A 26,557-nucleotide genomic window follows, 5' to 3' on the forward strand; every position below is an offset into this window, starting at 1 on the left:
ACGTCATATTTTTAAATAAAACCATTATTTTAATGAATAATTTATTTGTGTTGTTAAATTACGAAATTAATTTCCAAGATGTTGTAGTCGTACCATAAGCTTTATAGAAATTATTATTAGTAGTATCTAATACTTCTTCGCCAATAAATCGAGGGAGTAGGGTAGGAGCTCCTGAACTTGTTCTGCCTGAATATTTTGCTGTAGCGCCATTGGTAACTGAATCAAGATTCACTTTAACTTTATCCACATAATACTCTGTGATATTCGCATCATTTGCGGTTAACCTATCCGTAACACCTGACGTTAGACCTTTTATATCCAAATCTGACATTCTTACCACACTTCCAGTTGATGCCGAACCTACTCTAAGAAGCCTAATTTGTGTACCCGTTGAACCAGTGAAGTCTGCTTCTATATCTTTTAGATTCAACTCAGCGTTATTAGCCACATCAAATAAATATCTATAACTTCCAGAAGTCGAAAAATTGAACTTAGCACCTTTTATTCTAGTGTTGGCTTGAAGATTGGTTAAGTTTCCGGCAAGACATTCGAATATTCCACCCTCTACAGTTGTACCTCTATAGATGTCTAGTGCTACTGCTCCTGGATCAATTACATTACAGTTTATTATTTGTGTATTATCTGTGCCGTAAGTTACGTTGCCTCCTGTTTTAAATCCCACTTTAGTTTGTATTGCTGTGCAATTAATATAGGTTACTTTCTTACAACGTGTCTGGAATCCAGCGCCTACTGCGTCAGCTCCTTGATAATCACCGACACCTACACAGTTACTAAATATAATGTTGTAACCTTCTGGATGAGTGTCAAATCCTGCGTTGCTACTTCCGTATGATCTACAATTGTCAATTACAATGTTGGAAGGTTCTCCATACTTTTCAATCGAAGAACTATTCGCTGCTACAGTATCCCCGTTAGTAGTATATCCGTGACGACAGTTAATGAATGTACTATTACGTACCTTACCGCCATCAGAGGCTTTGTCATTTATACCGTAACCCCATCTAAGTTTTGTAGGATCGTTCACAAGATTTTGTGCTTTAATACCGGATATATCATAGTTAAAACAAGATTCTATAGTAATAAATGAACTGTATCCAAGTTCACACGAAATACCTTTTATCTTTACATCTCTACATGAATTTACATTTAAGTAACTTCCATTCCAAGTTTCTGCTTCGGCTCTAATTGTATCAGAGGTAAAGACCATATCGCCCATAATACCGAATGATACATTTTTTAACTTAGCAAGTCTTACATTGGTGGCATAGGTATTTCTAATAGTTCCAGTAACTTCAACAGTTGTTCCTGATTGTGATTTTACAGTTAGAAACTCACCTTGTTTTTCACCTACATCACAACCGTATAATTGGTCATCTGATACAAGTTTAACAATGTCCCCAGCTTTTAATGTTTGTGTAGCTGATAGTGTAATAGTGCTTCCAGAAACGGATGTAACTGCTTGAATGAATTCCCATCCACCTTTTGCAACAAAGATGTAATCGTTAGCGTTTTGTTTAAACTTTACTCCGTCACCTTTTATATACAATGTCTTATCAGTCCATGACACTTTGGATAGCAGGTAGTTATCCCTTGGAAATAGTAGAGTATCACCACTGTTAGCGTAATTTACAATCGCTTGAAGTTTTGCAGTATCTCCCGAATCATAATTTCCAATTAGTCCTAAAAGTGGGGAAGGGGGGTATTTTACATTTATTTCACGGCTGTTAACATTGTTCGTGTTTCTTGTTAAATTCGAATCATGATCGCTCAACATAGTTGTATGAGTACTCAATGTAGTTTCTACGTCTGTTGCAACGGGATTCTTAACACTGAAATATCTAACTTTTACTTTAGTACCAGCCGGTACGCCCTCAGACAAAGTAAACGAGTTATTTGAGGTTTCAGTATAATTCGTTCCTGAATCTTGCATTATACCGTCTACGGACACATCTAATCTACCTTGATATTGGTCATATGTATTTTGCAATGTGAAAACAGTCTGATTTGTAGTTGCGGTGAATTCTTCTGTGAAGATAGTTTGTTCCATTAATCTAGAAATTTCAACCGTGTGATTATCAACAGCAGTTTGAATATCAGATTGAAGGGGAACGGATGTACTGAAATACTTTACTTCAACAACAGTACCTGACGGTACACCAACTGATAATGTGATTGTATTTGAATTGGTTTCATCATAATTTTCAGGAGTTTTTTGCTTAACTCCTCCAATATATACTTCTGTTCTGTTTTGAAATTGGTCATAAGTGTGAGAGAGGGTGAAAGTTTTTTGATTTTCTGTTGCTATGAAAGTGTCCTTGTGTACATGAACCGTACCTGTTCCATCGCTACCACGTTTAGCAACAAGTCCCCAATAATTGTTATCATATGATACAGAAATATCGGGTGGGGGATTATTTGTACTCGTCTGTTTACACATGAACGAATTACCATTATAGTTAACAACGTTATTCTTTTTATAAGTAACTAAAGGATCATATTCTGAGATGAATTTAGTATTATCAGCAATTAATTTTGCATTATCACCTTGTTCTTGAGCGTATTCTGCTTGAGTATTGGCATTATTTGCAGCAGAATCTGCCTCATCTCTTGCTTGTGAAGTAGTATCTGTTAATTGTTTTAATGTTTCGGTTACTACTCCATTATCACTTTCAGTATAAATCATACTTGTCGGTACATATGTTAAGCCTGTTCCTTTGTAATTAAATTGCAATTGTAATCCTTTATTAATGATATTAAAAGTTACAATTTTATTTCGATAATCAACTACGTATTGTGTTGCATTTGGAATGCCGTCTGAGATTTCATACCAAGTTTTATTACCACCAGATACTTGCACCCCATTAAATTCATCTGGTATTTCTGTCAAAATAACTTTACCGTTATTGTCTATTGTTAGAACATCATTTTGTTCAGTATAAGGGGAATCGCTCGTTCCTTTCCTCCTTGATGTAATTATTGGATCATTATAATCAAACACTAAATGACCTCCTTGAGTATTTCATTTAATTTATTTATAATTAAACTTTACATTCTTCCGCATCATTATCATTCCAGTAATCTTAAAGAATAGGGGATATACCACTACTCTTAAATAATCGTTCCTTCTAAATCTACCACTCTTGTCTTTGCTTCATCGTTTGCTAATTCTCTTCCGTAATTCTCAATCAAAGTTTGAATCTCCGTAGTGGTTAAATTAACATCAACTTCAAACACCTTAATATGTTCAAAAGTTTCAGTGTAATATCTAACTCTAATTACAATTACTGTTCTTTCACCGCCAGAATTTCCAATGGTTATAGTTTGCGATTCTACTACTTTATAATTCATTTTTATCTCCACCCAACAATCAAAATATCTACATCTGCATAAAAGCCAGGAGAGGTATATCCATAATATGGACTTAGACGTAATACAAAACTTTTTAAATCTCCACCAGTGAAAACTCTACTGTCTTTTCGTTCATAGGCATAAAATTCTTTTACAATGGATTGACACTGGATAATTGATACTTGTTGGATAGCAACATCTGCAAAATTTTTAAGATTGACGGTTGATTCAATATAATCTCCGGTACTGTATGTTGCAGCAGGAATATAAACTTGTATTCTTTGAGAATATATTTTTCCATACCCCTCAACTCTGGGCGAAGTTTGATTTCCATCAAACATTGTTGGAACTGTATCGTTTATCGATAACAACTGTCTTCCACTCGTTTGATAAACACCATAATAAGCAACCAAAGAATCGTCTTCGATTACAATTGATGAATCTGAATTTGTGGATTTAAGTTTGCCTGCAAAATATGGATTTCCGTCTGTATCAATAGATACTGTATCTTTCCAAGTTGATGTAGAAGTATCATACTTTTGAATCTTAAATCCATCCGTTGCATTTAAGATAATTTTAGTTTTATTATCCGAACGATTGATTGTTAGTCCAGTTTCAGGATCTAACTCAATTCCATTTTGACCACCGACTATTGAGAAACTTGCCCCCTCTATAACTGCTCCATCTTTGTCGAATGTAAATTTACCAGATTCATTAATAATTGATAAATTTACCCCTGCGATAATTTGACCTACTAATCTTTGTGCAAAAACACCCTTTGGCGTAATGGCCGTTTTCCATGTAGTTCCGTTATCTTCAGATAGAGCAATTACTCCACTTTGGATCACAATTATTTCTGAAGGAAAGTTGGGGTTCCTGATAATTATTCCTCGCTCAGAAATTTCTACGCATTCATTAACTCCAGCCACAATTCGTCTTGCAGTTGCATCCCATGTGTTATTCAAAAGATCATTGACTTTCCCCATATCAGTTACATTTTGTTTCCACTTATATTTATTCATGTCAACTGTAGTAGAAGAGGAGTATGATTTTTTTATCATTTCCATGGGATTTTCATCTTTTCCAACATCTTTAAAATCGGTGATGGTTAAATTTAGACTATCATCTGTTATTTCCATTTCCGTTACAAAGACTTCATAGTCGACATTAATCATCGGATGTCTAACTGTTACAACATCGCCAAGATATAACCTGTTCCAATTTCTTTGTTCTTCAATCATTTTAAAGAAGTTTACCGCACTGACATCTATATTTATTTTAGGTTTACGAATTTCATCAAACTTTACCTTAGCATCATCATATAGTTCTTGTACTTCTGTATAGTTATCATCCGACCAAGTTTTCATAATGATATAATTATTTCTTTCTTGGATTTGCTCAGGAGTAAAGTTATTTTCAATTGCTAAAGTGTTTTTTAAAATCTCTATTTCCGCATTAATTAAATCAATTGCAGATTGTACTTTATCAACTTCCGATTGCTTTTTGTTTACTTCGATTTGTTTAATGTTAAATTTAACAGACAAATCCGAATAATCTATTTCAGCAGCTTTTAATACATCAATCTGATCTTGTGTTGCCTTTAATTGTGTATTTAAATTAAATAACTCATTTGTTTTAGTTGTAAGTGTAGCTAATTCATTTTTAAGTTTAGAGAGAAGGGAAGAGAACCTTCCAGCGTTTAATTCAACTAATGCTTCATAATTTACAATCGCATGACAAAGACCATCAGTCATGTAGTCACTTGATTCAATTGTTTCTGAAGTTAATTCTCTCCAAGTTGTCATTAATTTACCTCCTTTCGGGAGATTAGATTAATTTATTTATATGGCCATATTTCCGTCTAAATATTGACCTGTCGTAGTTCCTGTAATAACAGTCGAACCTGTTTTAGTTGTGTTGTTTTTATAATAACTTCCTGTAGAGGTTGAGGAGGTTAGGATACATGTACCTGTTCGAGAATGATTACTTTCAACAATACAGTTAGGTGCTAAATTTGATATAAAATACTGTCGTGTACCATTTAATGAAACGTTGTCTTTGATAACAGTATCAGTATTAGTACTTGTAATATTGATACCAATATGCGCTGAATTACTTGTTCCACCATAAATTGCATTACCTTGGATAACATTGTTTTGCCCACGTCCACCTGAAATAGCTTTAATTCCATCTGTAATAGTATTGTTACATATAACACTATCAACAATGTAGTTATAGTAAATTCCTACTGTTTCATTTCTAGTTTCACTTCCTGGAGTAAGTCCTCCTTTTATTGTATTTCCTATAATACGTATACCAGAAGACCTTACAACATCATAACCGTCTACTTTAATACCTGTGAAATACTCAGCATCTAAAGTATTATCTTTTACAACAACATCACTGGAATTAATAACTCCAATTGATGCAGTAGCATTAGGTAATTCATTAAGTGGTAGAGTATTAATATGTTTGTTCTCTGAAACTTCACAATCGTTTGCTTGAACTTTAATAGCTCTTCTATTACAATTCTTGATTGTATTTCCTCTGATTGTTCCCATAGAATCAAGGAATGGGTAACTCACATTATCATAAAAAAGGAAGTGTATTCCGTCACCTTCTTCACCTATAATAGTATCAATATAGTTATCTATTACAGTATTAGGTTGGGTTGCTTTTGTCTCAGCATGAACAACGATCCCTTTAGATGAACCTTTATCATCACCAATTGTAGTGTTTGTTACTGAGTTAACATTTCTAATAAAATTATTAGCTATAAATATACCGCCTGATGTATAGGCATCAATTGCTCTAGCGCTACGCAATTTAGGATATAGATTCTCAATACGACAGTTAACAACTTCACAAAGGGAAGCATCTAAAACCAAAACACCTACAGCAGCCTTATTGTTACCGTCAACTTCAACTGAGACACGACTATTGTCTCCTGTAACAGTTAAAGCAATGATTTCATTTCCATCGGCTAGAATAGTTGCGCCCTCTGTTCTAATTGTTCGACCTTCTTCAGATGAGAGAAGACCAGAAGTGATTCTATATACACCATTTTTCAATATCTTGTTCTTACCAGGAGAATCTAGCCAAGTTTGAAGTGCAGTTGTATCATCCGTTACACCATCGCCTTTAGCCCCTGATACTTTCGAATCTGATATACTGTCAACCTTAGTGTTTAATTCACTAATATCATCTGCGTGTGTTTTTAAATGAGTATCTATAATATCCATAGTGCTTGCTAATGATGGAATGGTAAGTTGTGGCTTATCATCTATACTTGGCTTACTTAGGTTTGCGTAAGTCGTATTAGTTGCCATTTTTATAATTCACTCCATTTCTTATTTTCTATATCTCTCCACGTACCTACTTTTGCTTTAAATGGATACATAAAATAAGCGAATGATTCAATATAACCTGCTCCAGTTGGATTTACAGAGTTAATCCCTAATCCATCCTCACCACTTACAGTCAATCGAGTAGTCATATCATCTGAGTTCGATGTCCTAGTTAGTGACTGTAGATATTGACCGTCAGAAATTCTAATACCACGATTGATTTTGTAGTTATCAGGGTGAACCAGGCTAATTTTTCTGTTTTCACTATCAAATACAAGAATCACTCCATATGTATCAGCAATAGTAGAAAGGAAGTCTAAAACTGTAGTTTCTGAAACGTCAAACGAACGATGTTTATTAACAATACGTTCATCAATTGTACCGATGCTCCAGTTGGTAGAAGAGAGGGCATCAGTTAAAATAGTTTGAGGTGTTACAGGTGTATCATTGCTTAATTGACTTATTAGTTTGTCAGCCAGCTCATGACCCAAAGAAAAAGCGTGAACAGTAAGTCCCTCAGAACTTCCATCCACGCTATCGCTTAATTCATTTATAATGAACCATTCAGTTACATTGCTCCATTTAACTTTTAATAAGTATCTGTTTCTTATAATATTGACAATCTCATTGTCGACTAAAATATGATTTCTTTCAACTTTGTAGGGAATCGTAAAGGAAATTTCATTTAATGTACCTAATGATAATTTTAAAGAAGGGTTGCTAAAGTCTACTATGTTTTTAATCTTGATACCTATCTGAGTACCACTCGGTTTTGCCAATTGGATTTTCATTTCAGAGGGCTTAATGCTTAATTCAGCTTTTCTAAGTCCTGACAATTAAAGCGCCTCCCATCTTAAATAAGTTTAAATTCATATTTGAATGTTAATTTACATTTGCCAAAAATTTTTAAATGGCTTACTCCTCTGGGCATAGTGAGGAATACATCGTTGTGATTTTCATAGCGTAAAATTCCGGGAATATTAGTTTCAATTTCTTCAACTTCACAGTCAACTGTGATTAATTCTCCATTAGTTAATCCAGTTAATTTTAATTCCTCTCCACCGTCACTTGTATTCACAATTGAAATATCTCCATCTTCAATTTTTTCAATTTCAATAATAGGGGAGATGTCATAGTCTCCATTATTAGTTAATTTGATCATTGTACCAGTTGTCGGATTTGCAGATAAATCAAATGTGTCAGTATAAACAGGGGAGTAAGCAAAAGGGGAGTTACAACGCATTTCTAATTTTGCATAGCCTTGTTTACAACCGTTATGTAATAGTCTTGGATTTCCAACATATCTACAGTAGAATATTTTGTGAGGATATTCACTGAAGATAAGGGGTTTATAATAATCTTGATTTAACCACCTTCCAATTTTTCTTGCTTCTTCATCAGTTAATTGATTTTGAAAATAAATAGAGAGAGGAAGCGTTATTGGCTCCCTCTCTAGACGTACAAAGTATGGATTATCTCTACCTGGAACTTTTTCTTCTACAATTGAAGTCTCCGGGAGGTAATGTTCATCAAATAATCCAGAGTCAACTGATATTTGAATTACTCCCATATCTGTACTTTTGATGCCATCGTAAGTAAAATGCAATGACTCTATCATAATCTGATATTCACCCCACTTTTAGAAAATCGATTATTGAATTCCTTCATTAGATCATTAAATCCTTGCTTTCCACCTGCAACATGTAAGTTTTCAATACTAAATGTAATATTATTACCAGTCCCTGTTGATGGGGTAGATGGATTAAATTTCGGTAAAACAGGATTTTTAAGGAAATTAACCATAGGTTTAAGCAATTTAATAGCAGATAAGAAATTCTTAGTATCGTCTTTGTTAAGTACAATCTCTTTCTTATCTAGATAAGCTAGACCCTCACTATCGGCTGTAAAACCTCCAGTATTGAAGCGTTTTAAAAACCTTAAATCAACATCACTGGCACTTACCCATAGGTTAGACTCAGCATGACCAAGGCGATACATACCACCATTCATTTCTGAATAGCCGGTAATCTCAAAGTCTTCTCCTTCTTTCATGTTTCTAACGTACTTAAGATTACCTTCATTAGTACCTTTGAATAGGGAAGTGGAATTTCTAATAATTGCTCTTTGCTGAAACTCACCTGAGAATTCTTTGAGTTTATTTCTTACTTCTGAAATACTATCAATGAATGTATTAGTAATTGACTCACCGATATGTTCCATGTTTTGTCTAGCCAAGTGAGCAAAATTCATTAATTCATTTGATAAACCTTGAATGTTACCGATAATTACTTGTTGTCTAATTTCTTGGAATCTTGCTTCATCATTCAGTAAGTTATCATAGTGTTTATTTAAACGTTCACGTTCGTCATCAAATGCTTCTTGTTTTTGTTGTGCTTGTTCCTCTAAGGCTTTTTCACGTTCAGAATATTCACGGTCAGTTAGGAATTCTTGAAGTTCTTCTTGTGCTTGTTCTAACTCTTTCCTGATTTCATCTGCTCTCGCTTGACCTGAAATAGAATCATCCATTGAGTAAGCATTTAACTGTTCTTGTAATTTAGCAATTTCTTCTTGTCTATCTGCTAAATCTTTCTCATAGTTATCCTCTTCACGTTCTTCTCTGAGCATTTTTAATTTTTCATTATGCGCTTTTTCAAATGCTTCTTGCTCATCATCTATAGCCTTTAATGCTGCATCACGTTGTTGTTCGTATGCTTCTTTATAAAGTTCTACAACTTGGTCGGCTAATGATTCTTGAGCAGATAAGAACTCATCACTTAGACTATCATACTGTGAACGCAGTGAATTATATTGTATTGCTGCTTCGGTAATCTTTTGTTGAAGTTGTTCACGCTGTTCAGCAGTCAATGACTTGTTGGTTTTCAGTTGATTTTCTAAATATTGAAGAAGAATCCATTGAGAATTCTTTTGTTGCTCCAACAATTTTTGACGTTGATCCATGTCTTCAATCCACTCTTTAGACAACTCTTCTTCTCTAGAAGCAGTATGTTCTAAGATTGCAAGATTGTCATTGAGCATATCTTGTTCACGTTGATATCTATTAATTACAGCATCAATATGATCCATTTGCTGACTTTGGAATGTCATTCTTAGTTGGTAGTAGGCCTCATTAGCTTCAGTTATCATATCGGTTAAATCTGCACGTTGTTGCTTGGATAAACTTTTATTCATTGATAGTTGTTGCTTCATATACGCAATTTCTTTTGTATAGAAGACCATCTGTTTACCCATTGCTTTTTGTCGGTCATCATTCATTTTTAGCCATTGTGCGGAGCCTTCTGCATAGATAGACAATCCACGCTCATATGCGGAAATATTATCTTCGAGTAAAGATCTTTCACGCTGATATAATGCTACCGTTCCATTTATTATTTCCATTTGTAACTCTTGGAACTCAATACGCATTCTGTAATATGCTTCATTTGCAGCAGTTAATTGGTCAACTAAGTTTGCCTTTTGTTCAGCAGACAGGTTGCTATTATACTTCATTTGTTGCTTGATATATCCAATTTCTTCAGTATAAAGCACCATTTGTTTGCCCATCATTTTTTCTCTTTGTTCTTGCATAGTAGCCCAGTCTTTTGAGCCTTGAATGTATATAGACATACCACGTTCGTAGATTGCTATATTATCATTTAAAAGGTCTCGTTCACGTTGATACTCTGCAATTCTAGAGTTGACAATTTCACCGTACAATTGTTGGATTTGATCGTTAATTTGTGCAATTGCTTGTTGACCTTGCATTAACTCCATTTGAGCATTATCAGCAGCTTCTAAGTTGGAAACTAGTCCAGAAGTTGTTGAACTTAATCCATTCATATATTTCTGTGGATCGATTGCTTTACCATTTTGCTCAATTTGAAGATGAAGGTGAGCGCCTGTTGAACGACCTGTATTCCCAACTTCTCCTAATTTTTGACCGGCAGAAACAGTTTGACCTGCTTTAACATCCAAGCCTTTTTGCAAATGCATATATTTAGCAACAGTACCATCGTCTTGTTGAACAACTACCCAATATCCGGCAGATTTACTGTATGCAGCAGTGATAACCTTTCCACTACGTAAAGACTTAACTGGATCTCCTTGTTTACCGTTTGCTAAATCTAAACCTTTATGGCCATTAGGATGAAGACTATCCTTTTCACCGAATGTACCAGTTACACGGAAATTACTTTTGTAATAATCGGCAACAGAGTTAGATGCAGAAGTAAATGAGGAAACCATAGTACTAGCTGAACCAGATAATTTGTTAAAGTTCGCTAATACTTTATTTACATAGTTTTGCGTTTCTTTAAATGGAGGAATTCCACCATATTTTCTAACGTTTCCGGCACCGGCATTATAGGCAGCTAAAGCCTTCTGAATATCATTTCCGAAAGTTTTTAACTGTTGAGCAATATACTTTGTTCCGCCCATGATATTTTGATAAGGATCGAATGAGTTAGTTACACCTAATTCTCTTGCAGTACCGGGCATTAATTGCATTAATCCACGGGCTCCAGCAGAAGATACAGCACTTGCATTAAAGCCTGATTCTTGTTGGATAATCGCAGCAATTAATAAAGGGTTAACTCCATATTTTTGAGCAGCTTGGTTGATTTGAGCAGCATATTTTCCACCGTAACTTCCACTTGAAGACTTATATGTAGAAGTAGTAGAGGCATTGCTACCGGACGTTGTATAGTTACCTGAAGAAATCTGACTCTTTAAGTCTTTTTGCTGTTGTTGATAGATACTAGATTGCTCTTTGAGAAGTTTAATTTCTCTTTCCAATGCATTACGATATTGACGAGAGTGTTGAGCATATCTAGATTTAGTTGAGTTAAGTTGAGCAATTTGAACATTGATTTGCTCAAGTCTAAGTTTATATTTATCAGAAACATATGCGTTTTTGTCTGTTGCTTTATAGTATTGACCACTATAATTAGTTGCATCAGAAAGGGAGGACATGTATTGATCAAGTTGATTAGTGATATCTGATAATACATCTGACTCCATATTACGTGCTTCCATACCAAATTTGTAAGCAGTCATACCGTCTTGTGATTCTAAGAACGGATCATCTACACGTTGTTTAGCCATAGAGTACAATGCTTCTGATGCATCTTTATAAGCGTTAATCATATTCTTGATTAAAGTAATACGATTCTTAACACCAATAGCAGCATTTAAAGTCATTTGTTCTTCGGCATCTAGTTGTCCCTTGGCTAAAAGGTCAATACTTTGAAGAAGGATGTCAGTTTGTTCTGCTTCTTTCTCCATAGATTCAACGTGAAGTCTACCTCCACTTGCTAAATGCGGAAAAATTTTCGCTAATTGCTCATATGTAGATTTTAACGTTTCCTTCTGTTCAGCAGATAAATTTTCTTGAGCAGATAGGGCAGAGTAGAGTGCAATTAATTCACGAGTAGAAGTTAATTCTTCTTCAGATGTACCGATTAGTTGTTGAGACAGGGAAAGTTTTTCTTCTTGTGCAGAATTTACACCTTCAATGGAATCTGTAAGAACATCATTTGCATCTGCATGTTCAAGAGTTGTACTAGTGTTAGATTCTTGAGAATCCTTCAGATCATCCATATTGATCTTTAAATTGGCAACAGATTTATCACCTTTACTAATTTCATCAATATATTCATTGAAGGAAACTACCTGTTCATTAATGGACTTTTGGCTTCCACTTGCTATTGCATCTTGAATATTTTGCATGTAAGATGCAATTTTTTCAGCAACATTCTTCGCTTTAGCACCATCAAATTTAGAGAAGTCAATTGATTCGATAATATCAGAAATTTGTCTTTCTACATTAGGATCAATATCAACTTCATTGAAAGCATCTGCAATAGATTTGATATCATCGTTAATCTTCTGCGAAGAAATAGCCAGGTCGCTTTCTAAAGATAAAATTTTTTGAGTAGTTTTTTCTGCTTGTATTGCAGCATCTTCACGTTGGAATTTAAAAGGGGAAGTTTCTGCTATTCCTTCATAAGTCTTTCTTTTATCCTCTAATGCTTTAATTTCATCTTCTATACGTTTAATTTCGCTTTGTGAATCATTGACCGTATCTTCTGCTTCTAATATTGTCAAATCTTTCTTTGACTTAATTAATTCTTCAGTAGCCTTAATTTCTTCTTCGATGCTATCTTTATTAACAAGATGGTATCTACCTTGTGAGTCTATAGATTCAATTAATCCAGGGAATACAGATCCTAATTCTTGCTGAATTTTTAAATATTCCTGTTCGTTTTCTAAGCTCCAACTATCACCAGCTTTTTCTCGTGCCTCAGACATTGCTTTGTATGAAGTGATTAATTCATCTGCTTGATCTTTGTTGGTAGTTAGAGCTTCCATGCTTTTCTGTTGAGAATCAGTGAAAGTCTCTGTAGATTTAGCTGTACCTGCAATAGCAGCAGATAATGCTTCAATAGCAATGATACCTAAACTAAATATTCCAAATGAAGATTTAACACCTGTCAAAGCTAATCTTAATGCTCCTAGTGCCTTAACTCCACCGTATATCAATCCAATTAAGATAGGTAATTTTAGATTCCAACCATCAGTTGCTCTAGTTACTTCAGTGAATCCTTGAGTCATATTTGTAACTAACTCAATTAAGGAAACTAGTATATCACGAGCTCCAGATTCACCTAGAATTTGCGTTAATTCTTGGAAGCTTGCTTTCATAACATTCGTCTTAAATGTTAAGCCTTCACTAAAACCTTGTAATTCACGAGTTGCTGAACCGTAAGATTCCATAGAGAATGTTGTATTCTTAACAACTTGATCTTGTTGTTGTAGTAAACTGATTACTTTATTTGCATGCCAAACTCCACCTAAATCTTCCGCAAGAGCAGATTGTTGAGCAGAAGTTAAACCGTCAAAAGCAGTACCTAATTCATTTAAAATCTCACTGGCAGGTCTCATTTCTCCGGTTGCAGTTTTCGTGGCGACACCAATTTCTTCAATTGCTTTTTGGGTATCGGATCTTTGCATTCTTGTGAATAAAGTTTTATAGAATGTCCCTGCTTCATTCCCGGATATTTTTAAGGTTTCGACAGTACTTGAAAGCATACCGTTGAGTTCGTCAAATGTTACACCTGCAACATCGGCACTTGATGATGCTTTAGATAAACCTTGTGCTAAATCAACAGTGTCTGCACCCGTCTTGTTAGAAACTTCGTTGAGAGAGTCAACAACTTTAGCAGTTTCAGATACTTCCATTTGATATTGTCTCATAATAGCAACGAGATAATTGGCTGCGTCTGCGGAATTTTTAAATTCACCAACAGTAGAAAGGAGCATAGCATTATTGCTTAATTGAGTTGCTTCTTCTTGGCCGAAACCAAGTTTCGCAATTTCCCCCATAGATTCTAATGTAGCATCAATTGTCTGACCATATGTATAAGCTGCATCAGTTGCATCTTGGAAAACTTGTTCTAAGTTTGCATTCTCCATTACTTTGTTGATCGAAACAAGTCTGTCATCAAGTAGGTAGAGAGTGTCTACAAATTGATTTAATGCTTGTAAAGGAGCAAAGAAGGCAGTGGAGACTAACATCCAGATAGGAAACTTAGTGAAGGCCTGATTTAAAGCATCTCCAAAATCAATTGAATCCTTAGAGGCAATACGAGCATTAGTAGCAATGTTTTTATACTCTAAGGATAACTCTTCCATTCTTTTTCTAGCGTTAGGAGTGGAGGAAGATATCTCATCCACACTTTTTAAATAAGACTCTAAAGAGGGATTGTCGATATTTTTACCATAACGACTCGCCAATCCAGTTGCTTGAATTCTCGATCTTTCTTGAAATAACTTAATGGTATGTTCTAAATCTGCTAATTCTTTTTCCTGTTTCTTTCTACGTTCATCAAGTTGTTGATTTATTTTTTGTTCATTTTGAAGTTGTTTTTCTCTTAAAGAATTTACTGTTGAAGTATTGTCAACTAAACTTTTATCCTTCATATAGAATAAATTGTCTAATCCTTTAATACCAGCTAGTTCAGCCAACTCATATTTTAATTTTTCTACAGTTCCATCTGTCTTCTTGATAGTTAAATTAAATTTCGTGAGCTGTTCGGTAAGAGGGTCAAATGTTTTAGTGAAAGACACTTCTCCTAATTTTCTTGAGTCGTTCAATACCTTATTGAAGTCTTTTTCCAATTGGTTAATTTTCTTTGTGTCTTTATCACCTAGTATACTAACATTTGTTTTATTAATTTGTTTTTGTAATTCTCCGACCTTTTTAGCTAATGAGTTCAATTCATTATTATTAACACCAATTGAAACATTTAATTTCTTGCCAATTGCTTCTAACTGTTTGCTTATTATTTTTTCGGTTTCTTGTTCATTAAGGGAACCGTTTATCAGTATCCTCAAGTCTGCCAAATTAAAACGCTCCTTTCTAAAATTTTCATAATAAAAAGGAGCGTCCACATAGACACTCCTTGAGTATTAGTATTAATTTATTGAGTTTTGTTTTTCTTCTTGCTGCTTAATTATCAAAGATATTATTTTGTGAATTTCGTATCCACGATCATATAGTTGTTTATAAGTAGGGGAGTTTTTAACCAATGGTAATTCTGTATCTTTAATAGGGTAGGTGATTACCGGATTATTTAGATCATTAACGACAATTTTTAATTCTAAGTCTCTAATAGCAGAAGATGACTTTTTCTTCCCACTTAGAGCACCTACAATAGCACCGCCAGTTCCTGCTAACATTCCTCCAACTAATACCCCACTAATTTGACTAGTTCTAGAGGTTTTGGTGATTGTATCCCCGTTTTCGACCAAGTGGCTCTCAGCAATATCTTTATAATCAATCACTTTAACAGATAGGGAAGGGGAGTTATTAAAAATATAAATTAATTCTTCATCATGCGAAAATGAAATGTTCATTTTATTAGATTCAGAAAAGTATGTTTTATCAAACTTAATTTCATGTTTATCTTGATATTTTAATATTTCATCTATAAAAGATTTTTTAATTTCTTTAGGACTTGCTATTTCTTTTCGAGTTCCCAATATAAAGAATGCAACGGACAGTAACATTAGAAACCAACCGATTGCTTGAATATCAAATATTATAAAAACAATACTCATTAAAAATGAGATCGACATTGAAATGAAAAATAATTTTCGAGGAACTTTCATTACAATCACTCCTTGGTAAATTTATGTATATTGTATCATATTTACCAAGTGTGGAGATATTTATAATTTGTTTTCTTAATTATAATATAATTTATGTTAAAAGTCAATTAAAAATGATAAATTTATTTATAAAAATTTCATAAATACAAAGAGACATTCAATTGTTCGAATGGCTTTTTCTAATTATGAAAGGAGACAGGGGAGATAAGGGGATATCTCCCTATAATTTACGGATATTTTATTCTTCGTCCTTCTTGTTTTTCTTGTCATCTTTATTCTTTTTAATTAATTCACGCATTTCTCTTCTTAATTGAGCTTTTGATTTTGGCTTTATATAATGCTTTTTTGAAGTTTCTATACTGTTGTGGTTCGCCCATTCAGCTACCATATCAATGTTACCGGTTTGTTCATAAAGTAAATTTAATTTAGTTTTACGGATTGTATGGAAATAAAAATCATCAATTCCTACAATTTTACCAATCTTTCTAACACGTTCCTGAAGAGAACTATAACTCATAGGTTTCCATTGTCCTGCGTACCTTGTGATAAAGAAAGAATCGATTTCCAAGTTATCCATTTCTTTTCTCATTTCTAACCATTGTTCAATTAACTCTTTTGTTTCTTCTTCAAAGGCCACTTCAACTAATTTTCCACGTTTTTCTCTTATGTTTTCAAATACCATATTATCTAAGTCAAGAGAAGATAGCGTAAGTTTAGAAATAGCTCCTATTCTATTTGCAGAGTCTAATGCAATGTTCCAAATTAATCGGTCTTGAAAATCAAATTTCTTCTCATCAAGTAAACCTTCTTGAATTTGTTCAACTTGTTCCTCAGTCAAGAAATAAGAATCTTTAATTTTCTCATCCATTGCACCTTTCATACGTTCAAGTTTCTTATCAAAAGGATGACGATCAATTAACCCACGTTTTAAACTCCACAAGAAAAAGGAACTAACTGTACTGATTTTTGTATTAATTACTTTTTTATTATTGAAGAGTACTTCTTGGCAAAATCCAATATAACCTTCCATAATGTCTACGGCATTCTCCATAAACTCTTCACTATAGAGGGATATATTTTCCCACTCTTCAGCTAAATAGACTAAAAAGTGATCCATATAATTCTGATAAACTTTATATGTAGTTTCTTTTACATCCTTATTCTTGATGATAGAACTCTTAAGATATTTATCATATAACTTTTTATTTTCATTCGAGATAAGTGCTTTCTTTTCAGCAGTAAAGTATTTAACTTTTATAATCTTACCCAAAAAAACATTCACCACCTTATATTTATTTTGTTTTTATTCAACTTTTATTCCTTGCTTCTTCAATCCATCAGCAAGTGCTTTCTTTGCTAATCCTTTTTCATCTAACTCTTTAGCAGTTTCAGCATGGAAGGGACGTTCTCCAATGATTTCATCTAATCCTGGATAACTATAATTTTCACCATATTCAATTACTGCTGCTATATCTCGGTTACCTTCATGTCTTGTCGATCTAATGCTTAAAGTGGCGTCATCTTCCATTTTAGTTTCGATGTTTTCATCTTGTAGTAATCCACCAGTTCTCTGATAATTGGAATCATAAGCATCATATACATCTTCAATAACATGTTCTTTCAATGTGTTTCGAGCAACTTTAGCAACATCTTCTTGTAGTGCTTTTTTCAATTGATTCTTGTTAAAATGTTTGGCTAAATCTGAAATACTTTTAAATGCCATCTAATTTCAACTCCATTTACACTTCTGGAATTTGTTTCTTCTTACCTAGTAAAATATCTTTATTCTCTAAATCCAAATCTTTAATTTCCTTTTGAACATTTTTAATTCGACCAATTAATTTTTCTTCCATCTCAGAAATCTCATTAATTTTGTCATGTACATATAAGATTGATTCCACTGGAAATTGCTTTAGAATAAATTCTGTGACTGTACTATTGATTACTTGCTTATATTCGGCATAAATTGTCTTCGCTTTTTTACTTGTTGTCATTGCAATATCAGTGAAATGCTTAATTATAAAATAACCGATTATATCTGACCATTCGTTGTCATCAACTTCAACTTTTTCTTTTTTGGTATTTCTAATAAATTCAATAAAGTCATCACGTAACTTTGCCACTTTCTCAGGAGCAAAGTAGGGATAAATTTTAACTTCATGATTTTCACCGTTTACGTCTACATCTATGGTTAAGTATTCTTTATAACGTTTATTGTCTTCCTTAATAATTCCCATTGTTAATTTCTTGTTCATAGTAATCCTCCTTTTGTATCCTTTTAACACAACATATAGATGTATAATTTATTTATATACCTATATCTTGATTAAATATTTGATTAAAATCAGAATTTTATTAAGTTAAAAAAATAGAGCAGGGAATAAACCCTACTCTGGTGATATATTATTTAGTTGCGCATTCTAAATAATATGTAAAATAAATTTAATTTATTTTTGTCATTAGATCATCTTGCTTTTTAACTTTTCTTAGTTTGCCAAAATCATAAGGTTTTTCGAACTGACTTGTTCTTACCATTTCTTCATCAATATCAAATTTTATATAGTGTCTACCTTTGTTCAAATACTCTTTTGCAAATTCAATCATTTCAAATATTTTTTCATCGGAAGGAATTTTATCTTTTTTTGATATTATTCTTATTTCTTTCCAACCTTTACTTTGCATAGCGTATGATCTTTTAATTTCCTTGAGTTCAAATTCTTTTTCTGTAAGTTCACCATGCACAATTGATAGCCAATGACCACTTCCATCATATTCAACGTATATTTTTTCTTCAAGTAATGCAATATCTAATATAGAAGTGTTAAATAAATAGTTAATTTCTCCGCCTATTAAACTATGAATGTATCTTTGTTGTAAACTAGTAGCTATTCTACCTCGTTCATTCATTGTTTTCATGGTTTTCTCTCTAATTTCTTTATTCTTTTGAGGATTATCAACACCGTATCTAATTAAATACGTCTGCATTGCTTTATTTTTAATATCCTCATTTTGCAATGGGCTTGGAGTCCCGTACCGTTTAATATTTGTCAGTCTAATTTTATCCTTGACTACTTCATTTTTCATAGGATTGGTTTCTCCATATTTATCGAGGAAAGTACTTACTACTTTTTCTCTAACTTCTGGACTTTGACTAGGGTATTCGAAGCCTCGAACTTTTAAATTTGTTTCTCTCATTTTTATTTTGGTTGATTCTAATTGAGTCGTGTGTTCTACACCGTGTTTTATTAAACTAATATCTCTTTTCTTCAAAGGTATGCAATTTTCACAACAGTCCTTATTAACAATTTTTCTTCCTCTTGCTATGTCTTTATATGGTTTTAGACCTTTTTCTAGACAATAATCACATTGATAGGGAACTAATTCATGAGATTTGCTAGGAAGATCATCAATTTTAACCAAAAGTTTAGTTCCCTTTGGAACTGTCATCCTATAATTCTTATCTTTCTTTTTTGGAATATCATACCCTAAAGATTCATAGTGCTTTACTTTTTTACCATTAAGTTCTATTTCAATAGTTTCATTAATTAACATTTACAACATCATCCCTAATGTTTTATTTACCCCTTATTAAAAAAAATATGGAAGGGAAGTGGGATAGACCTCCTTTTCAGTTAAAGGAGCGACCTTTAACCTATCCATAATTTGATTATACATGATTAATTTATTTGTGTAAAGATGAAATTATAATAAATTTACTTTTATTATACTCTGTCTACTTCAATAATACGGCCAATTTGAGTAGAGTTCGGTGCAGCAAGACACTCAAAGTTTACTTCTGGAGCTACTGCTGTACCGTTTTCTAATGATAATTCAAACTCATCCATTGGAACAACGTGGTCTAATTGAATGTAAATGTCTTTAATAACCGCATTAGTATCCGGGTCGTAGGCGAGTGTGTGAAATTCTAAAGTGTATGCTTCAGCGAATTTCTCTGAATCCAACTCAACGATATCACCAGTTACAGACTTTTGGTAAGTTGCAGAAACAAGTTCTCCAGCAACAGCATGACCAGTTGGAACAGTAACTTTACCTGAAGCAGCAGTAGCAGATTCTACTGCGCCTTTAGCATTACGAACATGAACAGTCGTTACAGAAGTATCGCTAATTGTAATTTCTAATGCACCAGCATTGTCAGCAACAGTTAAACCTTTTTCAGTTTTGTAAACAGTAGCAGAACCATCTTCTTCAACTGCAACACCTTGAGTTAAAGCAAGGAATTCTGTGTCGTAGAAAGCGTTACGAAGAGTAGAAGTTACCTCTTTTTGTCCTTTCATTACGGCTAGGGCTTTATTCCCGATTCCTCCGTATATCTTTTCATTTATTCCGAGTGTACCTGAGATGGAGCTTAATTGTGCTTCTGCTGTAATGAAAATATGGCCATCTCTTTTTCTTTTCATTACTACGTCAGCAGTATCAATAACTAAAAGTTTCATTAAAAAATTCCTCCTATATAATTATAAAATAAAGAATAGAATACCTATTCGCTTACAACTTTTCCTGTAGTTCTCTTAAACGCTTCATGGGAAATGGTATGTTTTTCTTCTTCAAACATCTCTATGTGTTTGCTCCAACTTTCAATATTTATCTTTTCAGTTGAAACAGTCGCAAAGAGGGTAGAAGTGTCATATCCTTTAATTTGAGCTATCCGATAAAAAGTCATATAGAGTTGATACACTGTCATTTCTTTAATGTTTTCATAGGTTAACCCATTGAATCCGACAATGCTTGTCACAATATCAGAGAATGTAAGATTTTCTGATTCTTGTTGTTTAACTCTACGACTTCTTTCTAGAGCACGTTGAATTTCAGGATTTGGATTTATTTTGTCTTCTTTTTGACAATTCATTGTTAAGATAAGTTTTCTAAGTTCGTCAAAGTTTTCTTTTGTAATTTTAGAAATTGACTCCTCTTCAAATACTCTTAAAAACACTTTCATATATGCCTGTGAGAGCTCAAATAACTCATCAATATTTGTTACTACTTCGTAAATAGACGGACAACTTTTTATCCGTTGAATAAGCTCATCTATTTCACCTTTTTTATTTAACTTGGAATATTGATAAGCGATTTCCTCTTTACTCATAGACATAAATTGCAGTTCTTGAAAATAATCGGGGAAGTCTTTAACTTTAATAAACTCACATTTACCTATTTCAGTTTCAATCGGTTCACCTAAGATATAGAACTCAGGATTATTTTTCATCACTTACCACTTCCAAAAGTATAGGTAACTTTGTAACCAATGTATCCGTTTGGAGGATTGCCGATTATATACCTTCTAGAAGATCTTATCTTACCTACTCCAGTAATGTGCTGGAATGTGATTAATTTATTTAATTTGTCGATTATTTTAAGCGACCTTGCTTCATTTAATTCAAATGTATCAATATGAGTATAGACATCGATAACTATATCTTGGTCATCCACACGTTCATTTGAAGTGTTTGAACCATTCCCAAAATACATACAAATCCTACATAATTCCTTAGTCGAAATGTCATCGGTCTTAGGCGCTCTAATTATTCGTTCTTTTCTAATCTCATAGAAATCAGGTAAGTCCTTCACATTAGACTTATTGGGATCTAACGGATTATCTTTGTAATAAGTTAATCTCAATAAATCCTCATCGTTGCCTACAACTTTAAAAATATCAACCAAGTTTTCTGCTAATCTACTCATTCACTACACCTTCTTTCCTTTAATAACTAACAAGCCAACACCATTAAAGGATTTTGTATAATCAATCCCTATAATTTGATACTGAGTGCCGTACATAGTGAATTCTTTACCTTCAACTAAGTCTGCATGTTCAGTGAAAGGAATAGTTATTTGCATAGTTCCTTCTGGAAGGTTAATGGCCTCATTAGTGTCGTCTGAAAGAATAGAAGTTTCTGCTATACAAGGAAGAAGGGTGGGAGTGCCTTCAGAATGCTCGTATATTGGTTCACCAAAATCATTGACTCCTGTTTGAGTTCTAGATGCTGTACCAGGAAGAGTGTAGATTGAGTTGCATAACTTTAATTTACCTTTTGGATAAATTGGATCATCGAAAAAAGTTAGCAATAAATATTTTTCTGCTTTATATTCAACTACAGAACCAATATTAACAATTGTGTCTGGTCTGAAGTGAATGAGTTTTTCATCATATTTAGTTTCATTATTGATTATTGAATCAGTATCGACACCATTGACTTTAACTATAGTGAAAGAAGGGGAAGATGTGAATTTATCATTTTGTATTCTTTTAGACTTATTAATTGAAGCAGCAGTTGGATCAGTTCCTTTACCATCTAAACGATTTATATATTTATCTATAGCATCCATATCAATCGCCTACTCCAAAAGTTTTTTCAATTAAATCCATACAATGAAATATTTCACGCCTAATTACTTTCAAATCAACTTCTGGATGCAAACTATCATCGTAAAAATGTTCAAGTATACAAATTAAACTTATGACTGACTGAGTTTTATCCTTATCAACTAAATATTGCAAACCGTAAATTTCATAGTTTAATGAGTCAATATATTGAGTTAAGCCAGTATTTCTTTCTTCAAAGAGGCATAGCAATTTATAGAATTTGTCTTTTAATGATTTTACGTATTCTTTTGTCAATTCCATAGTTATACACCTTGTCTATAGTAATACTCAATCATTAATGAGTTGGCTTCACTTTTAAACGATTGTCTCAATTCTCTTAATTCTTTTAATTGGTTTGCAGGTGAGAAGGAGCGAAAATCTTTTGAACCCAATCTATCTTCTAGATATTCGTCTCTCAATATTTTAGGGGAAAGGTATTCAACAACCATAAATGTAGATAAGATTTCTTTTTCCATTTCGTTTAATTCAAAGTTGAACCGTGACAACGTATCATCTCTGTCAGACAGATTTTTGGTTGAATAGGTGAATTTAGGTATTGCCGATTTCAAAAAATCCAATAATAATTCCAAAGCAAATTCATATTCTAATTGAAGTTTTTCTTTAATTTCATAGTCCTCAATTTTACCTAAAAAGCGAGAATAAATTTCATCGTAAGTGGTCATGTCGTCCACCTACTTATTCTTCATCTTCGTAAATTTTCATTTTTGACTTTTTCTCGATAATGTCAATCTTAGCTTTACTATCAACTTGCAATTCTCTGGCCACTTCTACAAATTGTTGAACAATTGCGTCTTCAGTAATCTCATTAAGTGTTTTTTCAAGTTTTTTATAATTGCCCTGAATCAACTCAACAATTTCTTCATTTCGAACAACATTTAAGTTAGTTTTTTCACCAGTCTCAGTTTCTAGCCCAAGTTTGACACGGACATCTTTGTCGTCAATCCAAAGCATACCCTTTTGAATAATCTCTTGATTAATATGAATATAATCAATTTCTTCTTCATCAATTTTAAGGAACGAACCCTGTTTTGGTAGCAATCTAAATGATTCAGGGGTAGGATTTAGATAAAACCCTAATCCACTATGAATGTTGTTAACGACTTTAACTTGTTTTCCCATTGTTAAATCCTCCTTGTATTCATAAAAAATAAGGAGTCTATAAAGACTCCTTCATTATAATAATTTTATCTATTAAACGATTGTAACTAAACCAAGGTTATGTACTTGAAGTACGTTAACGCCAACTTTTTGTAAAGTCTTTTTCTCAATTGAACCATCATCGTAACTTTGTTTTTCAAGCATTTCTGCTCCACCTTCGAAAGTTACTTTTACTGGCTTATCTGCATTAACAGGTAATACATAAATTAAGTTGTTATCTAATACCCAAGTAGTATTCTTTTCATCAGTGAAAGTATTTGGCAATTGAACAAGTGCCTTACCTTCCCATGTACCGATGAAACCGTCACGGTTAAATGCATCTTTCATTGCATCAGACATAGCTGATTTGAAACCAGAATCAGAAGTAATGTTAGCTAATGCAACAGAAGTACCAACAATTACTGGACGACCATAAGCAGATACAGTATTTGCAACGTTGCGTACTTGAGCTAGAGAGAAAGCACCAGAATATTTGTTAGCAGCAGGAGCAGAACCCATACCAGCAACAAAAGTTGTTTGGATAGTTTTCATAACTTCAGCATTGATTGCTTCTGCGATTTCATCAATCATTTCAGTAAAAGATTCTGCACGACCAGCAAGAACATCATCCCACTCAGCGTAAACAGCAGCGCCTAGAGCTTTCGGTTGAGCAGTAATTTTTTGTTTGTAAATTTTTTGTCTGCGAATTTCAGAACCTAAAGCAACATATTCAACTTTTAAACGACCATTACGAACGTTGTATTCTTTCTTTTCTCCATGACCAACATAAGAAACATCAGCGATAACTGAAAGAGCGTCACCCACTTTAACTTTCAATGCTTCATTTACGTTTTCTTTGATGATAGCGTTAATTTCAACTTTGTTACGATCATAATCTTTCAAAAGAACACTGAAAAGCTCAACCATTTCTTTTTTACGTTGTTCAGGAGTTTGACCTTCAACTGAAGAAGTGTTATTTCTAACATCCATACATAATTCTAAAACTTTATTTTTATCCATTTAATTATTCCTCCGTAAGTTTAATTTATTTGTGTTAATTACGCTACTTCAACTTGAAGTACGATAGCGTCTTTTCCGTTTAATTGTGTTTTCTCGATAACTCGGAATTTTTGTGCTGGTGGAGTAGTTCCAGGGAAAGTAGAAGCAACAGTGAATTTACCTCCAACTTTTGCGTAAGCGAAGTCACCTACAGTAACCGCACCGAAGTTAGCACGATCTCCAGTAAAATCAATTTGAGTAGTAGTGAAGATATCTCCTCTTTCAAACTCATATGTACGTGCTTGCATACCTCCAACTTCATTACGGAAATCAGACTCATCTACTGAATCATATAAATTAGCAACAGAAGCTACTAGTACTTGCTTTTTAGTTGCGTCAGTTGTAGCTGCAATTTTACCAGTTGCAAAATTAATTTCTGCTAATACTCCATTCTCAATTGCTGCATCAAAATTATAGTGGTAAGCGTGACCTTTCATTAAGTCTAAACGTGCAATACCGTATTGTCCCATATTAATAATTCCTCCTGTTTTTATGTATAATTAATTTATTTGTGAAGTTATTAAGCTTCGAAACCATATTTTTGCATAATGTTTTTTGAGATTAAATCTTCTTGCTTGCTTGCAACGATAGTTACTGTTTCATCTTCTTTTTTAGAAGCAGTTTCAACTGTTGTTTTTTCTTTAGCGATTTCAGCAACAACAATCTCATTTAAATGTTGAGCATTTAATTCTTGGATAGCATTTTGAACTTCTTCAGATTTAAAAGTGTCTTCTGACAATAACTTAGAATACTTAGAACTTAACTCAGCAACTTTAGCATCTTTTTCAGCTTTTTCTACCTGTGCTTTGAAAGGTTCTAATTCTTCAACTTTAGCACTAAGTTCAGAAACTTTACCTTCTAATTCTGTTTTAACTTCTTTTTCAGAAACTAATAGTTCGCTTAATTCATTAACCTTGCCTTCTAATTCTCCAATTTTAGCCTCTAATTCTTGCACTTCTTTAGTTTTTGTTTGATCCATTGTTTCAAGCTCCTCCTTTGCTTTAGTAAGTTGTTCTTGAATTTCACTTAACTCTTTTTCTTTATCAGATAGAAGAGAAGCTAATTCAGTATTATTATCAGGTATAAATCCAAGTGTTCCTTTTTGCCATTGTTCTTTAGATGAAATTAAAACTTCGTCATTTTCAATAGTGTATGGAATCTTGTATAATACCTCATAATCATCCCAATCTTCAGCAATAACATAGTCAGTATACAGATCACGAATGTAGTAGTTATATTGGCGACCATTTGTTTTAGCATTAATTGGATTGAGTTTATTATAAATTTGATTACTTACTTCACTAAATTTTAATGAAGCAGTTTCAAATTGACCATGATACTTTATCTCATGACCTTTGTTGAAAACTTCAGCATTATCCACAGTATCAACCTCCTTTTGTTCAGTATCTTTCTTATATGCTTCAGCAACTAGTAAAGTAGCTTTTGCTCTGTACTCAGCAGGGCTAGTTACTATAGCAGAGCCAATTAATTGATTTTTACCTTCGTAATATCCAATTTTTCTAACTCCATCATCAGTTACTTCTTCATATGAATTTATAAGAACCTCACAACTGGTTTCCAAATCCTCATTCTCATATAGCTCGACAATTGCTTTACATGTATTTGGAAAACGCTTCATGACTCTTATAGAACCCATTAAACAATTAGCATCATCTATTTCTTCTTTCCAGAAGTCTACGAAACTACCAATCTGATCAGTTAATAACTCACCATCTTTTAGTTCGTGTGTTAAGTTTTCATAATCAGCACTTTCCAATTTCTCACGATTTACAACAAAAGGAATGCCTATATAAGTTTCTTTATTGTCAATTACACCGTCAATGAAATCATCTAAAAATTGTGCTTTATTGTAGTTAACATCATTAGAGAGGATGCAAATATTTAACGTCATGTAAATATCATTACTGTTATTCAGTTCCATTATTTTAGGTTTAATGGATAATTTCTCTGTCAATAATTTCACCTCCTTAAAAGAGAAGGATAGCATCAGTGTTTAATTTACTTATGACAATCACATGAACATTTTTTATTTTTACAACCGTCACAAGAACAC

General features: G+C 33.2%; 22 protein-coding genes. All 22 read right to left on the minus strand.

What is annotated here, in order from left to right; genetic code table 11:
* Positions 1-58: 58 nt before the first annotated feature.
* Positions 59-3,019, minus strand: a complete 2,961-nt coding sequence (locus tag ACSVDH_RS12015; protein WP_439249558.1) for a hypothetical protein — start codon at positions 3,017-3,019, stop codon at positions 59-61.
* 110 nt (positions 3,020-3,129) lie between these two features.
* Positions 3,130-3,369, minus strand: coding sequence for a hypothetical protein (locus ACSVDH_RS12020; protein WP_439249559.1), 240 nt, complete (start codon positions 3,367-3,369; stop codon positions 3,130-3,132).
* 2 nt (positions 3,370-3,371) lie between these two features.
* Complete coding sequence (locus ACSVDH_RS12025) at positions 3,372-5,174, minus strand: phage tail family protein (protein ID WP_439249560.1); 1,803 nt, start codon at positions 5,172-5,174, stop codon at positions 3,372-3,374.
* A gap of 36 nt (positions 5,175-5,210) precedes the next feature.
* Positions 5,211-6,698 (minus strand): right-handed parallel beta-helix repeat-containing protein, encoded by a 1,488-nt coding sequence (locus ACSVDH_RS12030; RefSeq protein ID WP_439249561.1) that lies wholly within the window; start codon positions 6,696-6,698, stop codon positions 5,211-5,213.
* Positions 6,699-6,700: 2 nt separating this feature from the next.
* Positions 6,701-7,552 carry a phage tail spike protein gene (locus ACSVDH_RS12035; RefSeq protein WP_439249562.1) on the minus strand — a complete coding sequence of 284 codons (852 nt, stop codon included), beginning with the start codon at positions 7,550-7,552 and terminating at the stop codon, positions 6,701-6,703.
* A 17-nt stretch (positions 7,553-7,569) separates the two neighbouring features.
* A complete protein-coding gene (locus tag ACSVDH_RS12040; RefSeq protein WP_439249563.1) occupies positions 7,570-8,334 on the minus strand; it encodes a distal tail protein Dit in 765 nt (254 codons plus the stop codon).
* Positions 8,331-15,164: a phage tail tape measure protein gene (locus tag ACSVDH_RS12045; protein ID WP_439249564.1), complete on the minus strand. Its 6,834-nt coding sequence runs from the start codon at positions 15,162-15,164 to the stop codon at positions 8,331-8,333. Before ACSVDH_RS12045 ends, ACSVDH_RS12040 begins: the two co-directional genes overlap by 4 nt.
* Before the next feature lie 24 nt (positions 15,165-15,188).
* Positions 15,189-15,884: a hypothetical protein gene (locus tag ACSVDH_RS12050; protein ID WP_439249565.1), complete on the minus strand. Its 696-nt coding sequence runs from the start codon at positions 15,882-15,884 to the stop codon at positions 15,189-15,191.
* Between the two features lie 238 nt (positions 15,885-16,122).
* The gene (locus ACSVDH_RS12055; protein ID WP_439249566.1) at positions 16,123-17,154 is read right to left on the minus strand and encodes a tyrosine-type recombinase/integrase; all 1,032 of its coding nucleotides are present in this window, start codon (positions 17,152-17,154) and stop codon (positions 16,123-16,125) included.
* 33 nt (positions 17,155-17,187) lie between these two features.
* Entirely contained in the window at positions 17,188-17,607 is a 420-nt protein-coding gene (locus tag ACSVDH_RS12060; protein ID WP_439249567.1) for a YomN family phage-derived protein, read from the minus strand.
* Positions 17,608-17,623: 16 nt separating this feature from the next.
* The gene (locus ACSVDH_RS12065) at positions 17,624-18,139 is read right to left on the minus strand and encodes a YomO family phage-derived protein (RefSeq protein WP_439249568.1); all 516 of its coding nucleotides are present in this window, start codon (positions 18,137-18,139) and stop codon (positions 17,624-17,626) included.
* Between the two features lie 187 nt (positions 18,140-18,326).
* On the minus strand, positions 18,327-19,436 hold the full coding sequence (locus ACSVDH_RS12070; RefSeq protein ID WP_439249569.1) for a DUF7487 domain-containing protein: 1,110 nt from the start codon (positions 19,434-19,436) through the stop codon (positions 18,327-18,329).
* A 170-nt stretch (positions 19,437-19,606) separates the two neighbouring features.
* The gene (locus tag ACSVDH_RS12075; RefSeq protein ID WP_439249570.1) at positions 19,607-20,338 is read right to left on the minus strand and encodes a YomU family phage tail tube protein; all 732 of its coding nucleotides are present in this window, start codon (positions 20,336-20,338) and stop codon (positions 19,607-19,609) included.
* Positions 20,339-20,382: 44 nt separating this feature from the next.
* A complete protein-coding gene (locus ACSVDH_RS12080; protein ID WP_439249571.1) occupies positions 20,383-21,108 on the minus strand; it encodes a YomV family phage-derived protein in 726 nt (241 codons plus the stop codon).
* Positions 21,108-21,584: a YomW family phage-derived protein gene (locus ACSVDH_RS12085; protein WP_439249572.1), complete on the minus strand. Its 477-nt coding sequence runs from the start codon at positions 21,582-21,584 to the stop codon at positions 21,108-21,110. Before ACSVDH_RS12085 ends, ACSVDH_RS12080 begins: the two co-directional genes overlap by 1 nt.
* A 3-nt stretch (positions 21,585-21,587) precedes the next feature.
* Positions 21,588-22,229, minus strand: a complete 642-nt coding sequence (locus ACSVDH_RS12090) for a hypothetical protein (RefSeq protein WP_439249573.1) — start codon at positions 22,227-22,229, stop codon at positions 21,588-21,590.
* A 1-nt stretch (position 22,230) separates the two neighbouring features.
* Positions 22,231-22,527, minus strand: a complete 297-nt coding sequence (locus ACSVDH_RS12095) for a hypothetical protein (RefSeq protein ID WP_439249574.1) — start codon at positions 22,525-22,527, stop codon at positions 22,231-22,233.
* Positions 22,528-22,529: 2 nt separating this feature from the next.
* On the minus strand, positions 22,530-22,949 hold the full coding sequence (locus ACSVDH_RS12100; RefSeq protein WP_439249575.1) for a hypothetical protein: 420 nt from the start codon (positions 22,947-22,949) through the stop codon (positions 22,530-22,532).
* 13 nt (positions 22,950-22,962) lie between these two features.
* Positions 22,963-23,406 (minus strand): hypothetical protein, encoded by a 444-nt coding sequence (locus tag ACSVDH_RS12105; protein WP_439249576.1) that lies wholly within the window; start codon positions 23,404-23,406, stop codon positions 22,963-22,965.
* 72 nt (positions 23,407-23,478) lie between these two features.
* Entirely contained in the window at positions 23,479-24,444 is a 966-nt protein-coding gene (locus ACSVDH_RS12110; protein WP_439249577.1) for a YonB family capsid-like protein, read from the minus strand.
* Between the two features lie 38 nt (positions 24,445-24,482).
* Entirely contained in the window at positions 24,483-24,953 is a 471-nt protein-coding gene (locus tag ACSVDH_RS12115) for a hypothetical protein (RefSeq protein WP_439249578.1), read from the minus strand.
* 50 nt (positions 24,954-25,003) lie between these two features.
* Positions 25,004-26,458 carry a DUF8531 domain-containing protein gene (locus ACSVDH_RS12120; protein WP_439249579.1) on the minus strand — a complete coding sequence of 485 codons (1,455 nt, stop codon included), beginning with the start codon at positions 26,456-26,458 and terminating at the stop codon, positions 25,004-25,006.
* Between the last annotated feature and the right edge of the window lie 99 nt (positions 26,459-26,557).

The organism is Metabacillus sp. Hm71 (genome assembly GCF_051842955.2).
Classification (GTDB): Bacteria; Bacillota; Bacilli; order Bacillales; family Bacillaceae; genus Metabacillus.

Coding starts and splice junctions, on each gene's coding strand:
- ACSVDH_RS12020 (WP_439249559.1), bottom strand. CDS start 3,369: ATGAATTATAAAGTAGTAGAATCGCAAACTATAACCATTGGAAATTCT.
- ACSVDH_RS12025 (WP_439249560.1), bottom strand. CDS start 5,174: ATGACAACTTGGAGAGAATTAACTTCAGAAACAATTGAATCAAGTGAC.
- ACSVDH_RS12030 (WP_439249561.1), bottom strand. CDS start 6,698: ATGGCAACTAATACGACTTACGCAAACCTAAGTAAGCCAAGTATAGAT.
- ACSVDH_RS12040 (WP_439249563.1), bottom strand. CDS start 8,334: ATGATAGAGTCATTGCATTTTACTTACGATGGCATCAAAAGTACAGAT.
- ACSVDH_RS12050 (WP_439249565.1), bottom strand. CDS start 15,884: ATGAAAGTTCCTCGAAAATTATTTTTCATTTCAATGTCGATCTCATTT.
- ACSVDH_RS12060 (WP_439249567.1), bottom strand. CDS start 17,607: ATGGCATTTAAAAGTATTTCAGATTTAGCCAAACATTTTAACAAGAAT.
- ACSVDH_RS12065 (WP_439249568.1), bottom strand. CDS start 18,139: ATGAACAAGAAATTAACAATGGGAATTATTAAGGAAGACAATAAACGT.
- ACSVDH_RS12070 (WP_439249569.1), bottom strand. CDS start 19,436: ATGTTAATTAATGAAACTATTGAAATAGAACTTAATGGTAAAAAAGTA.
- ACSVDH_RS12075 (WP_439249570.1), bottom strand. CDS start 20,338: ATGAAACTTTTAGTTATTGATACTGCTGACGTAGTAATGAAAAGAAAA.
- ACSVDH_RS12080 (WP_439249571.1), bottom strand. CDS start 21,108: ATGAAAAATAATCCTGAGTTCTATATCTTAGGTGAACCGATTGAAACT.
- ACSVDH_RS12085 (WP_439249572.1), bottom strand. CDS start 21,584: ATGAGTAGATTAGCAGAAAACTTGGTTGATATTTTTAAAGTTGTAGGC.
- ACSVDH_RS12090 (WP_439249573.1), bottom strand. CDS start 22,229: ATGGATGCTATAGATAAATATATAAATCGTTTAGATGGTAAAGGAACT.
- ACSVDH_RS12095 (WP_439249574.1), bottom strand. CDS start 22,527: ATGGAATTGACAAAAGAATACGTAAAATCATTAAAAGACAAATTCTAT.
- ACSVDH_RS12100 (WP_439249575.1), bottom strand. CDS start 22,949: ATGACCACTTACGATGAAATTTATTCTCGCTTTTTAGGTAAAATTGAG.
- ACSVDH_RS12105 (WP_439249576.1), bottom strand. CDS start 23,406: ATGGGAAAACAAGTTAAAGTCGTTAACAACATTCATAGTGGATTAGGG.
- ACSVDH_RS12110 (WP_439249577.1), bottom strand. CDS start 24,444: ATGGATAAAAATAAAGTTTTAGAATTATGTATGGATGTTAGAAATAAC.
- ACSVDH_RS12115 (WP_439249578.1), bottom strand. CDS start 24,953: ATGGGACAATACGGTATTGCACGTTTAGACTTAATGAAAGGTCACGCT.